The following is a 21,406-nucleotide window of genomic DNA, read 5'->3' as shown; positions in this document are numbered from 1 at the left end:
AAAAAAAGAATAATATATTTTTAGCAGGAGGGCTATATGAAAAAGGTGTGAAAAAATGGTAAAGAGAAGTATATAATGAGCAAAGAGGAAATGCTACATGGAGAAAGGATGTGAATGTTAGTAGGATAAGGTCCATACTAACAAACATGAAAATTAAAATATTAATAGCCGATGATAATTCTTTTATTAGAGAAGGTATGAAAATTATTTTAAATACATATGAAGAGTTTGAAGTATTAGATACCGTAAATGATGGAAAAGAAGCTGTAGCGTATTGTAAAAAGCATGAAGTTGATATTGCGCTTTTAGATGTTCGTATGCCAAACATGAACGGGGTAGAGGCGACGAAGTTAATTTGTGAAGAGACAAAAACGAAGCCTCTCATTTTAACGACATTTGATGATGATGAATATATTTTGGACGCAGTAAAAAACGGAGCGAAAGGTTATTTATTAAAAAATAATGATCCGGAGCGTATTCGTGATGCGATAAAAGGAGTTTATAACGGTCAAACTGTTATGCAAGATGTAGTGCTTGATAAAATTAAGTCTAATTTAATGGAAAGTAAAGAGGAAGAATCTAAAATTGATAAGAGCCTTTTCACAGAAAGAGAGCTTAGTATTATCGCATTAATTGCGAAAGGTTTCTCAAATAAAGAAATTTCGAAGCAACTTTTCATATCTGAAGGAACGATTGCAAATTATATTACATCAGTTTTAGGGAAAACTGGACTAGAACATCGCACGCAAATTGCGATTTATTACTTAACAGGGAAAGTAGATTAATGTTATGGAATTTTGGTTAACTGTAAGTAAACTTATTGTCTTTTTATATATAGTGTTTAGCTACATTCATTTAAATGTTACGAACTTACCATGGATTATACTTACTTTGCTTTTATATCTTTCTGTAAACGTGTTGATCTCTATATTTAAAAAAGATACGTACAAAAACATATTAACTTGTGTGTCAATTGGCGTAGTTATGTTATTTACATGGAAGATTCATCCGTTTTTTATTTTGTTTTTACCTTTGAACTTATATGAAATTGCAAATTATTACATAAAAAAGAAATGGTTAATCTTTTTCATTATGATTCTTCCTATTATTTTTATAGGTGAAGGTATTCAAATGACGTATGGACTTATTAGTGCATTTTGTTTTTTTTCCTTAACGATAGCTCACCGCTATATAGCACGATTATTAAAACTAGAAATGCAAAATGATAAAATGAGAAAAGACATACAAAGACTTACGAAAAGCTTAAATGAAAATAAAGATTACATAAGGCAATCTGAATACACATTTAAATTAGAGGAAAGAAATCGACTATCTCAAGAAATTCATGATAAAATCGGTCACTCAATGACAGGTGCACTAATTCAAATGGAAGCAGCGAAGAGATTAATGGAAATAGATAAAGTGAAATCTGCGGAATTATTACAAAATGCCATTCATATTTCAAAAGATGGAATTGAAAGCATTCGGATTACATTAAAAAATATGAAGCCACCAACTGAGCAAATGGGCATTCATCGCATGAAATTATTCATAGAGGAATTTGCCGGTAAGCATGATATGAATATTCCTTTCGTTTATAAAGGTAACTTAGATATGATTTCTCCCATTCAGTGGAAAATTATCGGTGAAAACGTTACAGAGGCATTAACAAATGCGATGAAATACGCTGATGCGACAGTCATTTCAATCGATATTCATGTACTGAACAAGATGGTGAAAGTACAAGTGAAGGATAATGGTAAAGGTGCAGCTCTTGTTAAGAAAGGTCTCGGTATTATGGGGATGGAGGAGCGAACAGCGTCTGTAAACGGAAAAATTATTGTAGATGGAACAAGTGGTTTTTCAGTAACAATGTTATTGCCGATACAAGAGGATGAGACGAGGATGAATCATCTCATATGAAAAAAGTGAATAATCTCATGTGAAAAGAGTGAACTTCTGCACTGAGCAGGTTCATTCTTTTTGTTTATAATAAAGTGAAACTTCAATCAGTGGGGGTTTTGTTTTTCCACGCTGATTGTTAGTTGAACCAATCGGGCATTTTTACGGGCAGTTGATCTCCCACCTAACTTCTTTGCACCAGCTGAATTTTGAGGTGGGAGTCTTACTGACCGTTAATGCGGGATAAAAGCAGAGAAACCGAAATAGGGGTGAAATGATGAATACATTGGAAATTAAAAATTTAACGAAAAAATTTGGTGACTTCATCGCAGTAGATAATATGTCTTTATCTATTAAAGAAGGAGAGATATTTGGCTTTTTAGGATCAAATGGTGCTGGTAAGAGTACAACGATTAATATGATTGCTGGTTTGTTAAGAAGTAATGAAGGTGAAATTAGCATACTAGGAAAAAATATAAAGAAACATAATCGATTTGCGAAAATGAATATCGGTATCGTTCCGCAAGATATTGCGATTTATGAAGAGTTAACTGCCTATGAAAATGTGAAATTCTTTGCTGGATTGTATGGATTACGAGGAGCCGAGCTAAAAGCGAGAGTAGAGGAAGCACTTCAATTTGTAGGCCTTAGTGATAAACATAAAAGTTATCCGAAAAACTTTTCTGGCGGGATGAAACGAAGACTGAATATCGCTTGTGCAATCGCTCATAGACCGAAGTTAATTATTATGGATGAACCGACAGTTGGAATTGATCCGCAGTCAAGGAACTACATTCTTCAGTCTGTCCGAAAATTAAATGAAATGGGAAGTACGATTATTTATACGAGTCACTACATGGAAGAAGTAGAAGAGATTTGTACGAAAATAGCAATTGTCGATCACGGTAAAGTAATTGCAGAAGGAACGAAAGAACAGTTAAAAGCAATTATTACAGATACGAAAGATATTTGGATTGAAGTAAAGTCAGTAGAAAATTTAGATGTAGAAAATTTAAAAGAGATAAATGGTGTGAAAGCTGTTCAAATTGAAGAGAACGTAATCAAGGTAAACTCGGATGCAGGATTAAATAATTTAAATAAAATTATTCAGCATTTCATTAATCATGACATTGAAATTCGTTCGTTAGAGGAGCAGGCTCCAAACTTAGAAACAGTATTTCTTACGTTAACTGGAAGAAACTTACGAGATAAATAAAGGTAAATGAAGAAAAGGTAAAGGGAGGTTCATCAATTGAACATCTTTAACATTGCAGTGATGCACATTAAAAGAGATTTCAGGGACGTAAGAACTTTAGTTTTTATGTTAGCATTTCCGATTGTACTTATGCTTGTGTTAGGAACAGCGTTAACGAATGCATTTAATAGCGATAGTCAATCGTTTAAGGATATACAAGTGCTATATAAAGATGAAGCAAGTAGCACGTTTTCTCAATCATTTGAAGCATTTACGAAAGAAGTCGATAAATCAGGTATTCATTTTAAAAAAGCTTCCGAAGGTATAGATGGGAAAGAAGAAGTGAAGCAAAATAAATATGCTGCTTATGTAGAGTTAAATAAAGATGGTGCAAAATTTTATGGAAGTGACAAAAGTAGTATTGAGGGAAGTATTGTGGAAGGCATGCTTACAACATTTGTTGATAAGTACAACGTAGTGGCCGAAGTTGCAAAAGTAGATCCGAGTAAGGTTAGCGCAGTTATTTCAAACGGAAATCATAATGATTATATTAAAGAAACATCTTTACAAGCTGCTAAAAAACCAGGTTCTATGGATTACTATGCGGTTGTAATGACGACGATGATTGCACTGTACGCTGCAATGGGGGCGAGTTTTTTAATTCGAGGAGAACGAATACGTAAAACAGGAGATCGTTTAATTGCAGCACCTATAAGTAAGGCTGAAATTTTCATTGGGAAAGTGCTCGGTAGTCTTGTAGCGAATGCACTTTGTCTATTACTTGTCGTTTTATTTAGTAAATTTGTTTTTCAAGCGAATTGGGGCGACCATATTGGAATCATATTTATTATTTTACTAACAGAAGTCTTTTTAGCAATTAGCTTCGGTTTAGGAATCGGATATATTACAAAAACAGGTGAGGCATCTAGAGCAATTATTATGGTTGTTGTGCAATTAGCTTCTATTTTTGGTGGTGCGTATTTCGTAGTGGAAGAAAATGTCGTTACGAATTTATCGCCATTAACGTGGGCCAACACAGCCATTATGAAAATTATTTATGCAAATGACATAGGAGCGGCACTGCCAGTAATATTTTTAAACCTCGGAATTTCAGCACTCTTTTTATTAATTGCGATTATTGCATTACGTAGACGGGAGGGGCTATAGTATGAAAGATATTTTATGGCTCATACAAAAAACGTTATCTGTGCTTCTGAAAAATAAAAAGGGGTTACTCATTATTATTAGCTTGCCGATAATAGGAACGCTCATTTCCTTTTCGATATATGGGAATGTAGGGCAAGGAACGTTAAATATTGGGGTTATAAATAAAGAAAATCAACCTATCGCAAATGATACAGTGAAATTTTTAGAAGGACTCAATCATGTAAATGTTAGTAAAATTAAGGAATCTGAAGTGGAAGATAAACTCACTTCAAAAAAACTTGATGGTGTTATTACATTACAGTCTGGTTTTTCTGAAAGTGTTCGAGAAGGGAAACCGAGTCAAATTGAAGTTTCATCGATTAAAGGTGATCAAGTAACAGTATTTATAAAATCATATTTATATAACTATGTTGATAATATAGCTGCGATTAGTAAAGTGGCAGGGGCGGATCAAAGTACGTTTAATAGTATGTACGCTGGTTATCAAAAAAGTTCATTTAAAGTAAAAGCAGAGACACTTGAAGATACTTCGAAAAATAAGGATATGACAAATCAAACGATTGGTTATCTTATCATGTTTATGCTATTTTCGGCAGCGAATTTATCTGGAATTATTTTAAAAGAAAAAGAGAACAGAACGTATTTTAGATTATTATCAACGCCGATTGACGGAAAGAAATTTATATTATCTAATGTCGCAGTAAATATGATGATATTAACAGTACAAATTGTAATTGCAGTATTCTTTATGACGAATGTTTTTCACACAACTATAAATATGCCTTTCATAGTTATGATTGGTGTGCTTATGATATTCGCTTTAATTGCAATTGGTTTATCGTTAGTCATTGTGTCTTTTTCAAAAAGTTCAACTGCTTCAAATGCAATGCAAAATATAGTAATAGTACCAACATGTTTACTTGCTGGATGTTATTTCCCGTACGACATTATGCCGAAAGCAGTACAAAAAGTAGCTGATTTCCTTCCGCAGCGTTGGTTACTAGATACGATTTCAAAACTACAGCAAGGAATTCCGTTTTCAGAGTTGTATTTAAATATTTTAATTTTATTCGCCTTTGCGATAGCGTTCTTCTTAATTGCGATTTATAAGTTTGGAAGAAATAATGATGCAAGGAACTTCATTTAATGAAAAGGTGTGGCGTAATGCCACACCTTTTTTGTATTCGTAATTTAAAGTATCTTTTGTAATATAGGAATGCTTTTGTAGAGCACTTCGTTATGTGAAGCACGCACAACATATTTATTTCCTTCTAGAAGAAAAACGCTATGTAGAACAGCGTTACCGTCACCATGTTTTGCAAGTATATCACCGACGACTTTTCCGTCTGTCCATTCTAGTTTTGAATGTGAAGGGACGACTTGTAAATATTGAATCGTTTCTACTCCATCTCCTGCAATAAGTGTAGTTTCAATATTTCTTTTCTGTATAATAAATCTATTTTCATTTAATGTATCGAGGAAAGGGTTTTTCATTTGCATCTTACTATAAGGAAGAAATGTAATAGAAGAGCCTGATCTTAGAAATAAATAATTTCCATAATCTTTACAAGGAATAACATCTTGTAATCCTGGAAAGTAACGGTGTATCGCTTCGACTTTATTCATTTTATACAAGGTACCTAAGTAGTGTATGTACTGTTCCATATAGGAACGAACAATATTTATTTTAGAAGATGCATGTACTGGGAGACTACATCCAGTCCAATAACTATAATTGGGGGGAGATCCAGCGTTTGGTGTACAAAGTATAATAAGTTGCTCCACATCATTTTCATATTCTTCACTTTGAACGTAAGAACGTGCAAGAAGTCCACCCATACTATGACAAACTAAATTTAGTTTATCGCACCCTGTAAATTCTTTAACATAGGCAATTGTTTTTAATAAATATTTTCGAGTGGAAAAAGCAATACGCTGACGCCAGTCATAAAAACAGATAAACAAGTTTTTATTTCGTTCATAGCCGATACTTTCTAACATCATAATGAATGGTTCATAAACAAACGAAGAAAGCCCAAAGTTCCAATTACCGGTATCAGGAATAATGATATTACTCATTGAACCGAAAAGACCTGGGATAAAAATAATAGGAGTTTTTGCTCTTTTCATAGTCTGCTCTCCTTTAAGTTTTTAACATCCGACAAAAAGTAAGAAATACATTTTGTATGAAAACATACTTTAATGAAACACTACGAAATAGTAAGTAATATGAGTGGAAGGAAATCAAAATGATTAAAAAAATATTGCGAGTCACTTCTATTATTATTGCTATTTTCGTTGTTATTTTAATTTGGATGCATATTGACGTTACGCTCGGAAGGAAAATGGAAGCCGGGAAAAACATGCCGACAGAGTATGCGCCTCATTATAGTGACTTTCAATTATATGTGGAAGGGAAGTCGTTTTATAAACAGTTATTTACTGATATAAGTGAAGCGAAGCGATCTATTTACACTTATTTTTATATTTTATCGGATGATAAAAGTAGCCATACTTTTTTAAACTTATTAAAGGAGAAGGCGAAAGAAGGAGTAAACGTATATTTATCGGTTGATCGCATTAATGATTTATCATTTGAAAGAAAGATGAAAAATGAATTGCGGGAAAGTGGTGTACATTTTACATATAGTAGAAAACCTGAATTGCCATTCGGATTTTATTCACTTCACCATCGTAATCATCGTCGTATTACGACGATTGATGGGGAGATTGGCTATACGGGTGGCTTTAATATGGGGGATGAGTACTTAGGGAAAGATAAGCGATTTGGATATTGGCGTGACTATCATGTACGGATAAGAGGGGAAGGAGCGAAAGATTTAGAAGAACAGTTTGCTTTAGATTGGAAACGAGATGCGAAAGAAGATATAAAGAGGAGTACGAATAAGGCTAGTAAAGGGAACACGTTACATACTATGGCTAGTTACAATGGACATCACGTCGCTGAAAAATATATAAAGTTAATAAAACAAGCGAAGCATTCGATTGTAATTACAACGCCTTATTTTATAGCGAAAAATAAAGAATTAATGAATGCTTTAATTGGGGCGCAAAAGCGTGGTGTTACAGTGAAAATACTTTGGTCATATAAACCAGATATTCCTCTCATTAAAGAGGCGGCGTATCCTTACATACGTCAAGCTGTTAAAAGTGGGATTACTGTATATGGCTATAAAAAAGGGATGTTTCATGGGAAGTTAATGCTGATTGATAATGAATTAACCGTTATTGGTACAACAAACTTTACTGCGCGTAGCTTCTATATAAATGATGAGATGAATTTGTATATTCATGGTGGTCCTATCGTAGCGCAAGTAAATAAGGCGTTAATAGAGGATTTTAATGATTCGAAAGAAATGACGAAAGAGTTTTTTGAGAAGTTATCTTTTTGGGAGCGTTGTAAGGAGAAGTTGGCGGGATTAGTTGATTTTTATTTATAATAATTAAGGAAGAAAGGGTGTCTATAAAGGACACCCTTTTTTGATGGGAATAACTATTATTCATGCACAAGCATCGAAACATCATCATTAATCAACGTCCCAACATGTTCACCTAAACAAATTCTTTTCATAACGCCAGGCTCATCAAAGTTAAAGACGTGTGCCGGTAAATTATAATCTCGAGCAAGCAATAAAGCTGCTTGATCCATTACTTGTATGTTTTGCCTAACAATATCGTTATAGTTCAGTTTACTGTACATTTTCGCTGATTTATTATGTTTTGGATCACTTGTAAAGACACCGTCTACCCCTTGTTTTGCGACTAAAATGGCGTCGCTATTCATTTCAATGGCTCTTTGTACACTTGGGTAATCTGTTGTAACGAATGGTTGCCCGTTACCACCACCGAATATGACAACATAACCGTTATCTAAATGATGTACTGCACGTAGGCGAATATATGGTTCAGCTACTGCATTAAAAGGGATGGAAGTCATAACGCGTACTTCTCTATCTGTTTTACTTGTTAAAACGCCGCGAAGCATTAAGCTGTTAATAATCGTACCTAGCGTACCGATATTATCAGCTTCTACACGATCAATTCCCCATTCTTCAGCTAGATGACCTCTGAAGATGTTACCGCCGCCGATGACAATGGATACTTCGATATCTAGGTCAATAATGGATATTATTTCGTTTGCGATATGTTCTAATCGTTTGGAGTTAAAGCTATTTCCAGATTGATCAGCAAGTGCGCCGCCACTTAGTTTAATTAAGACGCGTTTATATGGTTTCATAACAATTCCCCCTATATAGATTGCAATAAAAAAGGAACAAAGGCGAATGCCTTTGTTCCTTCGTAAGAAAATGAAATAGAAAAGAAATAGATATGATGAACTTCTTCACGTGATTTTTCATAACATCCACTCCTTTTCATCCCCATTTATTTAGAATACGTATATCTTTTAGATTATACGAAATAATCTGATGTTTTATCAAGGTTATTTTATTTCTTTTTTATAAAAAAGTGTCAATGAATATTATAAGAAATAAATTTGAATTTTTTGTGACGAACTTGTAGGTTTTTGTATGATTTTGTAGGTTCGCTTATATGATGTGTGAGTAGCTTTTATAAATTCAAATTGAAAGCGTTCGCATGAAGGGGATGAACATAAATGAAAAAATTCGGATTGGCAACACAAATTTTTGTCGCGCTTGTTTTAGGGATTGTAGTAGGGGCAGTCTTTTATGGCAATAAAACGGCGATTTCTTATATCACACCAATTGGGGATATATTTATTCACTTAATTAAGATGATTGTAGTACCAATTGTTATTTCAGCATTAATTGTTGCGGTAGCTGGTGTAGGGGATATGAAAAAGCTTGGGAAACTGGGTGGTAAGACAATTCTTTATTTCGAAATTATTACGACGATTGCTATTTTAATGGGATTACTTGCAGCAAATATATTCCAACCAGGTACTGGCGTTGATATGAGTAATTTACAGCAAAGTGATATTTCTTCTTATAAACAAACAGCAGATGCAACAGAGAAGAAAGGCTTTGCAGAAACGATTGTTCATATTGTACCGAAAAATATATTTGAGTCTATTACACAAGGTGACTTATTACCGATTATATTCTTCTCAGTACTATTCGGTTTAGGAGTTGCAGCAATCGGAGAAAAAGGAAAGCCTGTTTTTAACTTTTTTGAAGGTGTGCTCGAAGCGATGTTTTGGGTTACAAATCAAGTAATGAAATTCGCACCATTTGGTGTATTCGCATTAATTGCTGTTACGGTTGCAAAATTTGGTGTAGTAACACTACTTCCTTTAGGAAAACTAGTGCTAGCTGTATACGTAACTGTTATACTATTCGTTGTGATTGTATTAGGTATTAATGCGCGAATGGTTGGAGTAAATATTTTTACATTAATGAAAATTTTAAAAGAAGAACTTATTCTTTCATTTACGACAGCAAGTTCAGAAGCTGTTTTACCTAATATAATGAGAAAAATGGAAGAGTTCGGTTGTCCAAAGGCAGTTGCCTCTTTCGTAATTCCGACAGGTTATACATTTAACTTGACTGGATCAGCTATTTATCAAGCGTTAGCGGCATTGTTTGTTGCACAAATGTACGGTGTACACATGTCACTGACGGAGCAAATAACGCTATTATTCGTTCTCATGTTAACATCCAAAGGTATGGCGGGAGTTCCGGGTGCATCATTCGTTGTTGTATTAGCGACGTTAGGATCAATGGGCTTACCGCTAGAAGGCATCGCATTAATTGCGGGAATTGACCGCATTTTAGATATGATTCGCTCAGCTGTCAATGTATTAGGAAATGCATTAGCTGCCATTGTTATGTCGAAGTGGGAAGGCGAATTCGATGATGAGAAAGCAAAACAATATGTAGAAACGGTCAAACAAACAAAAGCAGCGTAAGAGATTGTTAAGGAGTGAGTAATCATGGCAACATTAACTGAAGTTAAAAATGGAGTACGAATTGAAAAAGATTTTTTAGGTGAAAAAGAAGTACCAAATTATGCGTACTACGGTGTACAAACAATGCGTGCAGTGGAGAATTTCCCGATTACAGGATACAAAGTCCATGAAGGTTTAATTAAAGCGTTAGCAATTGTTAAAAAAGCGGCAGCACTTGCTAATGCAGATGTAGGAAGAGTGGAATTGAAAAAGGGTGGTGCTATCGCAGAAGCATCACAAGAAATCCTTGAGGGGAAATGGCATGATCATTTCATCGTTGATCCAATTCAAGGTGGTGCAGGAACTTCAATGAATATGAACGCAAATGAAGTCATTGCCAATCGTGCCCTTGAATTATTAGGAATGGAAAAGGGAGACTATGATTATATTAGTCCAAACAGTCATGTAAATATGGCACAATCAACAAACGATGCATTCCCAACAGCGATTCATATTGCAACATTAAATGCATTAGAAGGCTTATTACAAACAATGGGTTATATGCATGATGTATTTGAATTAAAAGCAGAACAGTTCGATCATGTTATTAAAATGGGTCGTACACATTTACAAGATGCTGTGCCAATTCGTCTTGGACAAGAATTTAAAGCATACTCCCGCGTACTTGAACGTGACATGAAACGTATCAAGCAATCACGTCAACATTTATATGAAGTAAATATGGGAGCAACTGCAGTTGGTACAGGCTTAAATGCAGATCCAGAATATATTGAAGCAGTTGTAAAACATTTAGCTACAATTAGTGAACTACCACTTGTTGGTGCAGAAGATTTAGTAGATGCAACCCAAAATACGGATGCGTACACTGAAGTATCTGCAGCACTTAAAGTATGTATGATGAATATGTCTAAAATTGCGAACGATCTTCGTCTAATGGCATCAGGTCCACGCGTTGGATTAGCAGAAATTATGTTACCAGCTCGTCAACCAGGTTCATCTATTATGCCAGGGAAAGTAAACCCTGTTATGCCAGAAGTAATTAATCAAATTGCGTTCCAAGTAATTGGTAACGACCATACAATTTGCCTTGCTTCAGAAGCAGGACAATTAGAATTAAATGTTATGGAACCAGTACTTGTTTTCAACTTACTTCAATCTATTAGCATTATGAATAACGGTTTCCGTGCCTTTACAGATAATTGCTTAAAAGGAATTGAAGCGAATGAAGATCGCTTAAAAGAGTACGTTGAGAAGAGTGTAGGAATTATTACAGCCGTGAACCCTCATATCGGCTATGAAGCAGCAGCTCGCGTTGCGAAAGAAGCAATTGCGACAGGGCAATCCGTTCGAGAACTATGTGTGAAAAATGGTGTATTGTCACAAGAAGAATTAGAGTTAATTCTAGATCCATTCGAAATGACACACCCAGGGATTGCAGGAGCAACTCTTTTAAAGAAAAATTAAAAGAAGAGGGGGACAATCCCCTCTTTTTTGTTTACAATATAGAAATGCTATATATGAATAGAGGTAGGGATGTTATGAGTAAGTTTACAGTGGCTTCTAATGGTGCATTAGAAACAACATTAAGAGGAGCAGAAGTATTATCAACACCACTTTTAAATAAAGGGGTAGCTTTCACACAAGAGGAAAGAGAAGAGTTAGGTTTAAAAGGGTTATTACCGCCAGCGGTTTTAACGTTAGAAGAACAAGCACGCCGAGCGTATGAACAATTTAGTTCTCAGCCGGATGATTTATTAAAGAATGTATACTTAACAGCGTTACATGATCGAAATGAAGTGTTATTTTATCGTATTTTAACAGAGCATTTACGTGAAATGTTACCAATCGTATATACACCTACTGTTGGTGTAGCAATTCAAAGATATAGTCATGAATACCGTAAACCACGTGGCATTTATTTATCAATTAACGATCCATCAGGTATTGAAGATGCATTTGCAAATATCGGTGCAACAGCTGAAAACATTGATTTAGTCGTTGTAACGGATGGAGAAGGTATATTAGGAATTGGTGATTGGGGTGTTGGTGGAATTAACATCGCAATCGGGAAATTAGCTGTATATACGGCCGCAGTTGGAATCGATCCTAGCCGTGTATTACCGGTAATTTTAGATGTAGGTACAAATCGTGAGGAATTATTAAACAATCCATTTTATATTGGAAATCGTCACCCTCGTATAACAGGTGAAGCTTACGATGAATTTATTGATACGTTTGTTCAAGCGGTAAATAAACAATTCCCGAAAGCGCTTCTACATTGGGAAGACTTCAGTTCTCGAAATGCACGAAAAATTTTAGATAAATATCGTCATGACGTTTGTACATTTAATGATGATATTCAAGGTACAGGGGCAGTTTCACTTGCTGCTGTATTATCGGCAGTAAAAGCTTCTGGTGTACCGTTAAGTGAACACCGCGTTGTTGTGTTTGGTGCTGGTACGGCTGGAATCGGTATCGCAGATCAAGTAAGAGATGCAATGGTTCGTGTCGGCTTATCAGACGAAGAATCACATAATCGTTTCTGGTGTATTGACCGTAATGGGTTGGTTACAGATAATATGGAAGATCTTCTTGATTTCCAAATTCCATATGCAAGAAAAGAAGCTGAAGTAAGTGATTGGAAACAAAATGATGCTATCGGACTTGCTGAAGTTGTGAAACATGTAAAACCGACAATTTTAATTGGTACATCTACTGTTGCAGGCGCATTTAAAGAGGAAATTATTAAAGAAATGGCTTCTCACGTAGAAAGACCAATCATTTTACCAATGTCGAATCCAACGCCACTTGCTGAAGCGAAACCAGCAGATTTAATCGAGTGGACAGAAGGAAAAGCATTAGTTGCAACAGGAAGTCCGTTTGAACCGGTTACATATAACGGTGTAACGTATGTGATTGGACAGTCAAATAACGCACTTATTTTCCCAGGACTAGGTCTTGGTACAATTGTTGTTCGTGCAAGCGTCATGACGGATGGAATGTTCGCAGCAGCAGCAGAAGCAGTTGCAAGTATGGTAGATACAAGTCAGCCAGGAGCGCCTATTTTGCCAGAAGTTGAAGAGTTACGTAATATCTCTGAACTGGTTGCGATTGAAGTAGCGAAAGTTGCAGTTGCAGAAGGTGTTGCTAGAGAGAACTTAAGTGATGACGATATTAAGATTGCAGTAAAAGAAGCAATATGGGAACCGGAGTATCGCCAAATAAAAGCGGTAGAAAAGGTTAGAATATAGAAATAAAGCCCGTTTATAATTATAAGCGGGCTTTCACTTTTACAATTGAAAAAAGCATAGGAAGTGGCACCTTTGAATTGGAATCAATTATGGAAGAAAGATATGTATCTTTTAATTATATTAATGGTTGTTGTTCCGATTGCTGGAGAGCTGAATTTTCATCCTTTTAATGATATGTTTCGTGTTAGTTTCGGGACACCACTTTTCTTCTTTTTATTACTATTTTTAAGAAGAGTGCCAGCAGCAGCTGCAGGTATTCTTGTAGGTATATCTGTAGTCTTATTTCGTGTATGTCTTGACTGGGTATTGCAAGGGTCATTTCATATGACAGAATCATTTTATTTGCGCTATCCCGTTTTCTTTTATTATTTTATATATGGAAGTCTTTTTTCGCTTTGTAGGGTGAATAAGTTTCATCAGAAGCCAATTGTGATAGGGTGTCTTGGAATTACAATTGAAATTATCGCAAGTATGTCTGAACTTGCGTTTTATCATATGTTAGTGCTGGGGACAACGATAACAGTTTCTGAAGTGAATAAACTAATTATTATTGCTATTTTCCGTAGTTTCTTTGCACTTGGTTTTTTAAATATGATGAACTTATATGAAACGAAGTTAAAAGAATCACAAGTTCGAAAAGAAAATGAAAATATGTTAATGTACCTCTCTAATTTATATGTGGAATCTGTCCATTTGAAAAAAACGTTACAAAATGCTGAGTTAATTACACAAGAAGCATATCAACTATATCGAAACTTACAAGTGAACGATGATTTAAATAGCAAAACAGCATTAAAAATAGCAGGAGAAGTGCACGAAATCAAAAAGGATAATCAAAGAATTTTTGCAGGACTATCTAAACTGTTATTAGATAAAAATGTGGCTGAGTATGTAGAAGGACATGAATTAGCGGAAATGATTGTAAGAATTAATGAGAAGTACGCTGAAATGTTAGAAAAAGATATACGTTTTTCGGAACATATAGAAGGTGAGCATGCAGAATATCATGTGTACACGGTCTTATCGATTTTTAATAACTTAGTTGCAAATGCAGTTGAAGCAATTGAGGGTAGAGGTCTCATTATTATTAAGCTATATAAACGAGATAAACATGTATTCTTTGAAGTAATTGACGATGGTCCTGGTATTGCACAGAAGTATAAGAAATTAGTATTTAAGCCAGGATTTACTTCAAAGTATGATCAAACGGGAACACCTTCAACAGGTATTGGACTTTCTTACATAAACGAAATGGTAACAGAGCTAGGTGGAGAAGTGAGATTAGAAGACCGAGAAACTGGCGGAGGGTGTAAGTTTGTCGTTTGTTTACCGGAGTGCAGTTTAAAGCGGGAAGGAGAATAAAGTTGTTTTATTATATCGTAGATGATGATGAAGTTTTCCGCTCCATGCTTTCACAAATTATTGAAGATGGCGATCTTGGGGAAGTAATTGGAGAGTCGGAAGATGGAGCTTTTATTGAAGCAGATCAACTAAATTTTAAAAAAGTAGATATTTTATTTATTGATTTATTAATGCCAATGCGAGATGGAATTGAAACAGTTCGTCATATTGCGTCTGCTTTTACTGGAAAAATCATTATGATTTCTCAAGTTGAATCGAAGCAACTTATAGGTGAGGCGTATACACTTGGTGTTGAATATTATATTACAAAACCATTAAATAAAATTGAGGTTATGTCTGTTGTACGTAAAGTAATGGAACGTATTCGTTTAGAGCGCTCTATACATGATATTCAAAAATCATTGAATAACGTTTTTAAGTGGGAACAGCCGCAAGTTCGAAATGAGCCAATGCAGGAAGGAAAAAGAATAGCAGATTCAGGGCGCTATTTATTATCAGAACTCGGTATTGCGGGAGAGAATGGAAGTAAAGATTTACTTAGTATGTTGGAATATTTATATGGACAAGAAAAAGAGCAAACGTTTGAATTTGGATTTCCTGCGCTAAAAGATATCTTTCACCATATAACTATAAGAAAATTAGAGAATATAGCTTCAGATGCAGATATAGATAAGGAGAGAAAAGCATCTGAACAAAGGGTACGTAGAGCGATTTATCAATCGTTAAATCACTTAGCTTCCCTTGGATTAACAGACTTTTCAAATCCTAAATTTGAAAGCTATGCTCCGAAATTTTTTGATTTCACTGTAGTTAGAAAACGAATGACAGAAATGACAAAAGATGAAGTAGCGGCTTCTGGTCATATACGTATTAATACGAAGAAGTTTATTCAAGTGTTGTATTTTGAGGCAAAACGGTTGATGGAGATAGAATGAAAAGAGATAAGTGTTTCAGATTGTAGACAAAGTCTTGTTCAAGTGACATTGAGTTTCTTGGTGCTTAACATGCTTTTGACTCTCTTTTTTAATTAGAGTTGGAATAGAAACAAAAAATAAATATAATATTGTTAATGCACCAACGGGGAGGAGGACAGGACATGAATAAAGAAGAAAAGGTCATAGTGGGTTTCAGGGACTTATATAATAAGATTGTTTGGCTTAATAAGGATAAGATGGAAGACAGTCTTAAGGGGTATAATTCTTCTGAAGTACATTGTATCGAATACATTGAAAAAAATGTAGATTCTAACGTGACAAAACTTGCGGAGTCCTTTTATATGACTCGCGGTGCCATAAGTAGAATAACTAAAAAACTTATAAAAAAAGGCCTTATCGAAAGTTATCAGAAGTCGGATAATAAGAAAGAAATCTATTTTAGGCTTACTGAACAAGGGAAAGTAATTTATAAAATACATGAGGATCTGCACAAAGAGTTTGAAGAACGGGATAAAGTTGTGTTTGATCAAGTAACCGAGGAAGAATTTGATAGTATACTTAGCTTCGTGGAAAAGTATAGTAGACATTTGGATACAGAAATAAAGAAACAAGGTGTACATATTAAGTCGTAATCTATTCAAAAAATAAAAATGAAACGGCAGGCAGTCCAAGGATGGACCGCCTTTTTTATTGTTGTAATTTTGTTGACAGGGAAACAAAATGGAGTTGTTGTTTTGTTGATAAGGAAACAAAAATAACTGTTGGGGAGAGAATGAAAATGTCCAAATTCAGATCACATAATGAACATAATACGGAACGAGTCATAGATAAACACGCCTTACTATTCGGTCTCATCTCTGTGTTTCTTTGCGGAATAGGATTCAGCATTATAATACCTGTCGTTCCATTTTTAGTGCAGCCATATACAAGTAATTCGGCAGAACAAGCGGTCGTCGTTACGTTATTAACTTCTGTTTATGCAGTCTGCGTATTTTTTGCGGCTCCCGCACTTGGAGCTTTGAGTGATAAATATGGTCGTCGTCCATTACTTTTAGTATGCCTTTTCGGTTCCGCAATCGGGTACTTAGTTTTTGGCATAGGAGGAGCTCTATGGATACTATTTGCTGGGCGCATAATAGAAGGTATAACAGGAGGGAGCATAAGCACTATCTTCGCATATTTTGCAGATATTATTCCTCCAGAACAAAGAACGAAATACTTCGGATGGGTAAGTGCGGTTGTAGGAGTAGGCACTGTCATTGGACCAACTATAGGTGGATATCTTGCCAAGTTTGGTTATTCTGTACCTATGTATTTTGGAGCAATAATAACTTTATTAAATGTTGCTTATGGAATCTTATATATGCCTGAGAGCCTTGACAAAAATAATAGATTGAAAGAGATTACCTTTGTAAGATTAAATCCATTTACACAGCTTGCAAATATACTTTCCATGAAAAATTTAAAATGGCTACTTGTCTCAGCATTCTTACTTTGGATACCAAATGGATCTTTACAGGCAATTTTTTCACAATTTACAATGGATACTTTTAGTTGGAAGCCTGCGTTAATCGGACTTATGTTTTCAATTATGGGATTCCAAGACATCATTTCACAAAGTTTCATAATGCCAAAACTTTTGACAAAACTTACTGATAAACAGATAGCAATTCTCGGAATGGTTTCGGAGATTATAGGTTATAGTCTTATTGCAGCATCAGCTTTGTTCTCATTTTATCCGTTTCTTATCGCTGGAATGTTTATATTTGGTTTTGGTGATTCCATCTTTGGACCTTCATTCAATGGGATGCTCTCGAAGTCTGTCGATTCTAGTGAACAAGGAAGGATTCAAGGAGGTAGTCAATCTATTCAAGCTTTAGCAAGAATGATTGGACCGATCATTGGAGGGCAAATTTATGTTTCACTTGGGCATGCCGCACCTGCTTGTATGGGGATCATCCTTATAGTAGCCGCAATAACAGTCTTATATAAGGGCACGCATGAAAATATGTAAATTACGTACTTTATCTTCCTTTTATAGACAGTAAGACCCCTGCATCAAAATTTGCACATCCATCTCAACGGTGTGTGTGAAAAACTTTTATTACTCTTCTTCATAAAATCATATCTTTTAAATTATTGATGCGATGGCCGGTAAAACTTTTACATGAATAATGTAGAAGATATTTAAATACTACGCTGGAAGCTTTCAGAATCGCCTGCATAATAGGCAGTTTTAACAAGTACTGAAACTCTATTTGCTTACAGTCTGAGTTGTTTATAAATAAGTATCTTTTTTGTTAAACCAACATTTTATATTTTCTCGTGAAGCATGTAAAATGTTAAGTAAGAGAAAATGGTTTTACAGTAAGGAAGTGTCAAAAAATGAGTTTTACATTAAATAAATCGATTATTAAAGAAGTATGCGGAGAGACCTCATATAAAAGAGGTGAAGCTTATTATAAATCAAATAAAGTAATAATAAATCATTATGATGAAAATAAAGAAATTTGCGAGGCAACGGTAAAAGGAAATGAAGATTTTCATGTTACAGTAGACAAAGCTAAAAAAGGTGATGTTGTTGCGAAATGTAGTTGTCCTTCGTTAGCGTCTTTTCAAACATACTGTCAACATGTTGCGGCAGTATTGATACAAATGAATTATAATCAGCAAACCGGTGGAATGGTGCCTATTAGTAGCGGAAATGAACAATTAACAAGCGGGATGTTTCAGTTGTTTGCAGAACAACCACTGAGGCCAAAAAGTAAACAACACCGTTTTGATACACGTGAAATACTTGATATTGAGTTTAGTTGTACACCAGTAGTTACGAAAAATGGTGGGGCACTTCTTGGGGTTCAGTTGAAGCTTGCCAAAACGTATTTCGTAAATCATATTAGAGAATTTCTTTCTAAAGTGGAGAAAAGAGAGTCTTTTAATTGTTCCAATGAATTTACATACACACCAGATGTACATAGCTTCAGGCAAGAAACGGATGCGATTATTCAGCAACTTATTAAAATGTATCATAACGAAAAAATGTATGAGGATACACTGGAAGTACAGGCAAAACAAGATGATAGTATGATTTTAATACCGCCAGCTTCGTGGATGGATATGCTTTCTTTACTTTCTAAAGTTGAGTGTGTGAGACTTAATCAAGATGGACAATCTTTTCATGGTGTACATATTTCAAAAGGATTACTTCCTTTGCATTTTGAGTTTAATAAGGGGAGTAACGGTGGGTTTACACTTTATATTGACGGCTTACAACAAGTAGAAGTAATGGATACGTATAGTTATGCTCTATTTGGAGGGAAACTGTATCAGTTGAATGCTGAGGATTGTAAGCGACTTATCGAATTACAAAAAATGATGAATCGTTCTAGTAGTAACCAATTGTATATTCCAGCAGATAAGATGGAGCACTTTGTAGCAAAAGTTGTACCAGGGTTAATGAAGCTAGGAACTGTGCGAATAGATGAGGTAGTATCAGATTGTGTGGAAACGCCTTCGCTAAAAGCAAAATTGTATTTAGATCGAGTGAAAAATCGTTTGTTAGCAGGTCTCGAATTTCATTATGGAAACGTCGTGATTAATCCGTTAGAAGAGGATGGGCAGCCATCTGTTTTTAATCGTGATGAGAAAAAGGAAAAAGAAATTTTAGACATTATGAGTGAAAGTGCCTTTGCGAAAACGGAAGGCGGTTATTTTATGCATAATGAAGAAGCTGAGTATAACTTTTTATATCATGCTGTTCCAACGTTAAAAGGTTTAGTTGATATTTATGCGACGTCAGCCATCAAATTACGAATTCATAAGGGAGACACAGCTCCTCTTATAAGAGTTAGAAGGAAAGAGAGAATTGATTGGTTATCATTTCGCTTTGATATAAAAGGTATTCCAGAGGCAGAAATTAAAGGGGTATTAGTGGCACTTGAAGAGAAACGAAAATATTATCGTTTAGCAAGTGGTGCTCTACTATCACTTGAGAGTAAAGAGTTTAATGATATTAATCAGTTTATAAAAGAATCTAGTATTCGAAAAGGATTTTTAAAGGGCGAAGAAATAGATGTCCCTCTTATTCGTAGTGTGAAATGGATGAATTCACTGCAAGAAGGAAACGTATTAAGTTTAGATGAGTCTGTTCAAGAATTGGTAGAGAACATTCAAAACCCTAAAAAGCTGAAGTTTGCGGTGCCAAGTGGCTTAGATGCGATAATGAGAGAGTATCAAACATACGGATTCCAGTGGATGAAAACACTTGCCTATTATCGTTTTGGCGGCATTTTAGCTGATGATATGGGACTGGGGAAAACGTTGCAAAGTATTGCTTTTATAGACTCTGTTTTGCCGGAAATTCGAGAGAAGAAACTGCCTATATTAGTTGTTTCTCCGTCGTCCCTCGTTTACAACTGGCTTAGTGAGTTGAAAAAATTCGCTCCACATATTAGAGCAGTTATTGCCGATGGAAATCAAGCAGAGCGCCGAAAAATTTTAAAAGATATAACGAAATTTGATGTTGTCATTACGTCATATCCTCTACTGAGAAGAGATATAAGGTTATATGAGCAGCCATTTCATACGCTATTTCTTGATGAAGCACAAGCGTTTAAAAATCATACGACGCAAACTGCAAGAGCGGTAAAAACAGTGCAGGCGGAGTACCGTTTTGGATTAACAGGAACACCTGTAGAAAATTCATTAGAAGAGCTATGGTCTATCTTCCACGTCGTCTTCCCAGAATTATTACCGGGAAGAAAAGAGTTCGGTGATTTAAGACGTGAAGATATTGCGAAGCGGGTAAAACCTTTCGTGTTAAGAAGGTTGAAGGGTGATGTATTACACGAACTCCCAGAAAAAATTGAGCACTTGCAATCATCAGAACTTTTACCAGATCAAAAGAGGCTTTACGCAGCTTATTTAGCAAAGTTAAGAGAAGAAACGTTAAAACATTTGGATAAAGATACGTTACGTAAAAATAAAATTCGGGTTTTAGCTGGTTTAACGAGACTACGGCAAATTTGTTGTCATCCTGCTTTGTTTGTTGATGACTATAAAGGTAGTTCAGCTAAATTTGATCAGCTGCTAGAAATTTTGGAGGAATGTAGAAGTACAGGGAAGAGAATTCTTATCTTTTCCCAATTTACGAAGATGCTTTCGATAATCGGACGTGAATTAAATCGTCAAGCAGTTCCATACTTTTATTTAGACGGGAGTACACCAGCGCAAGAACGTGTAGAGCTATGCAATCGGTTTAACGAAGGAGAAGGGGATCTATTTCTTATTTCGTTAAAAGCTGGTGGCACAGGACTAAATTTAACAGGTGCAGATACAGTTATATTGTACGACTTGTGGTGGAATCCAGCTGTTGAACAACAAGCTGCGGATAGAGCGTATCGAATGGGACAAAAAAATACAGTGCAAGTGATTAAGTTAGTAGCACATGGAACAATTGAAGAAAAAATGCACGAGTTACAAGAGAGTAAGAAAAATTTAATCGCTGAAATTATCGAACCGGGAGAAGAGAAGTTATCTTCTATTACGGAGGAAGAAATCCGCGATATTCTTATGATTTAATATGGAAAAAGCTATGCTTTCATAGAGATGAAAGCATAGCTTTTTTGTTGTAATAATTATATTTTGTTTTGTACAAAGTAAAGAGATAAAGTGAAACTTTAAATAG

At 35.1% G+C, this 21,406-nt stretch carries 16 protein-coding genes; 14 read left to right on the top strand and 2 right to left on the bottom strand.

Annotated features, from left to right (window positions below; translation table 11 throughout):
• The first annotated feature begins 146 nt into the window (after positions 1 to 146).
• From MHH66_RS17645 to MHH66_RS17625, 5 genes are all read left to right on the top strand, one after another.
• Positions 147 to 785 (top strand): response regulator transcription factor, encoded by a 639-nt coding sequence (locus MHH66_RS17645; RefSeq protein ID WP_002064723.1) that lies wholly within the window; start codon positions 147 to 149, stop codon positions 783 to 785.
• Positions 786 to 789: 4 nt separating this feature from the next.
• Positions 790 to 1,923, top strand: a complete 1,134-nt coding sequence (locus MHH66_RS17640; protein ID WP_078184280.1) for a sensor histidine kinase — start codon at positions 790 to 792, stop codon at positions 1,921 to 1,923.
• A gap of 256 nt (positions 1,924 to 2,179) precedes the next feature.
• A complete protein-coding gene (locus MHH66_RS17635; protein WP_002086377.1) occupies positions 2,180 to 3,118 on the top strand; it encodes an ABC transporter ATP-binding protein in 939 nt (312 codons plus the stop codon).
• A 36-nt stretch (positions 3,119 to 3,154) separates the two neighbouring features.
• Positions 3,155 to 4,264 carry an ABC transporter permease gene (locus MHH66_RS17630; RefSeq protein WP_063217863.1) on the top strand — a complete coding sequence of 370 codons (1,110 nt, stop codon included), beginning with the start codon at positions 3,155 to 3,157 and terminating at the stop codon, positions 4,262 to 4,264.
• Between the two features lies 1 nt (position 4,265).
• Positions 4,266 to 5,411, top strand: coding sequence for an ABC transporter permease (locus tag MHH66_RS17625; protein WP_063217862.1), 1,146 nt, complete (start codon positions 4,266 to 4,268; stop codon positions 5,409 to 5,411).
• A 44-nt stretch (positions 5,412 to 5,455) separates the two neighbouring features.
• Here the strand turns inward: MHH66_RS17625 and MHH66_RS17620 are convergent, their stop codons facing one another.
• Positions 5,456 to 6,394 carry an esterase/lipase family protein gene (locus MHH66_RS17620; RefSeq protein WP_078184281.1) on the bottom strand — a complete coding sequence of 313 codons (939 nt, stop codon included), beginning with the start codon at positions 6,392 to 6,394 and terminating at the stop codon, positions 5,456 to 5,458.
• A gap of 119 nt (positions 6,395 to 6,513) precedes the next feature.
• Here MHH66_RS17620 and cls point away from each other — a divergent pair, with 119 nt between their 5' ends.
• Positions 6,514 to 7,725, top strand: a complete 1,212-nt coding sequence (cls, locus tag MHH66_RS17615; RefSeq protein WP_063217860.1) for a cardiolipin synthase — start codon at positions 6,514 to 6,516, stop codon at positions 7,723 to 7,725.
• A gap of 56 nt (positions 7,726 to 7,781) precedes the next feature.
• Here the strand turns inward: cls and pyrH are convergent, their stop codons facing one another.
• On the bottom strand, positions 7,782 to 8,522 hold the full coding sequence (pyrH, locus tag MHH66_RS17610) for a UMP kinase (protein WP_002168682.1): 741 nt from the start codon (positions 8,520 to 8,522) through the stop codon (positions 7,782 to 7,784).
• Positions 8,523 to 8,900: 378 nt separating this feature from the next.
• On the opposite strand from pyrH, the gene MHH66_RS17605 reads away from it, so the two are divergent.
• The 8 genes from MHH66_RS17605 (at position 8,901) to MHH66_RS17570 (ending at position 21,300) form a co-directional block, all read left to right on the top strand.
• A complete protein-coding gene (locus MHH66_RS17605) occupies positions 8,901 to 10,172 on the top strand; it encodes a cation:dicarboxylate symporter family transporter (protein WP_078184282.1) in 1,272 nt (423 codons plus the stop codon).
• A gap of 24 nt (positions 10,173 to 10,196) precedes the next feature.
• Entirely contained in the window at positions 10,197 to 11,636 is a 1,440-nt protein-coding gene (gene aspA / locus MHH66_RS17600) for an aspartate ammonia-lyase (protein WP_078184283.1), read from the top strand.
• Between the two features lie 74 nt (positions 11,637 to 11,710).
• Positions 11,711 to 13,423: an oxaloacetate-decarboxylating malate dehydrogenase gene (gene malS / locus MHH66_RS17595; RefSeq protein ID WP_002012227.1), complete on the top strand. Its 1,713-nt coding sequence runs from the start codon at positions 11,711 to 11,713 to the stop codon at positions 13,421 to 13,423.
• Between the two features lie 63 nt (positions 13,424 to 13,486).
• Positions 13,487 to 14,785, top strand: coding sequence for a sensor histidine kinase (locus MHH66_RS17590; RefSeq protein ID WP_098168681.1), 1,299 nt, complete (start codon positions 13,487 to 13,489; stop codon positions 14,783 to 14,785).
• Between the two features lie 2 nt (positions 14,786 to 14,787).
• Positions 14,788 to 15,720 (top strand): response regulator, encoded by a 933-nt coding sequence (locus MHH66_RS17585; RefSeq protein WP_078184284.1) that lies wholly within the window; start codon positions 14,788 to 14,790, stop codon positions 15,718 to 15,720.
• Positions 15,721 to 15,881: 161 nt separating this feature from the next.
• A complete protein-coding gene (locus MHH66_RS17580; protein ID WP_001030885.1) occupies positions 15,882 to 16,352 on the top strand; it encodes a MarR family transcriptional regulator in 471 nt (156 codons plus the stop codon).
• 146 nt (positions 16,353 to 16,498) lie between these two features.
• A complete protein-coding gene (locus tag MHH66_RS17575) occupies positions 16,499 to 17,734 on the top strand; it encodes an MFS transporter (protein WP_078184285.1) in 1,236 nt (411 codons plus the stop codon).
• A 371-nt stretch (positions 17,735 to 18,105) separates the two neighbouring features.
• Positions 18,106 to 21,300: a DEAD/DEAH box helicase gene (locus MHH66_RS17570; RefSeq protein WP_078184286.1), complete on the top strand. Its 3,195-nt coding sequence runs from the start codon at positions 18,106 to 18,108 to the stop codon at positions 21,298 to 21,300.
• The last annotated feature ends 106 nt before the right edge of the window (positions 21,301 to 21,406 follow it).

Origin of the sequence: Bacillus sp. FSL H8-0492 (assembly GCF_038006145.1) — a bacterium.
Classification (GTDB): Bacteria; Bacillota; Bacilli; order Bacillales; family Bacillaceae_G; genus Bacillus_A; species Bacillus_A mycoides.
This window is presented reverse-complemented; position numbering and strand designations above follow the sequence as displayed.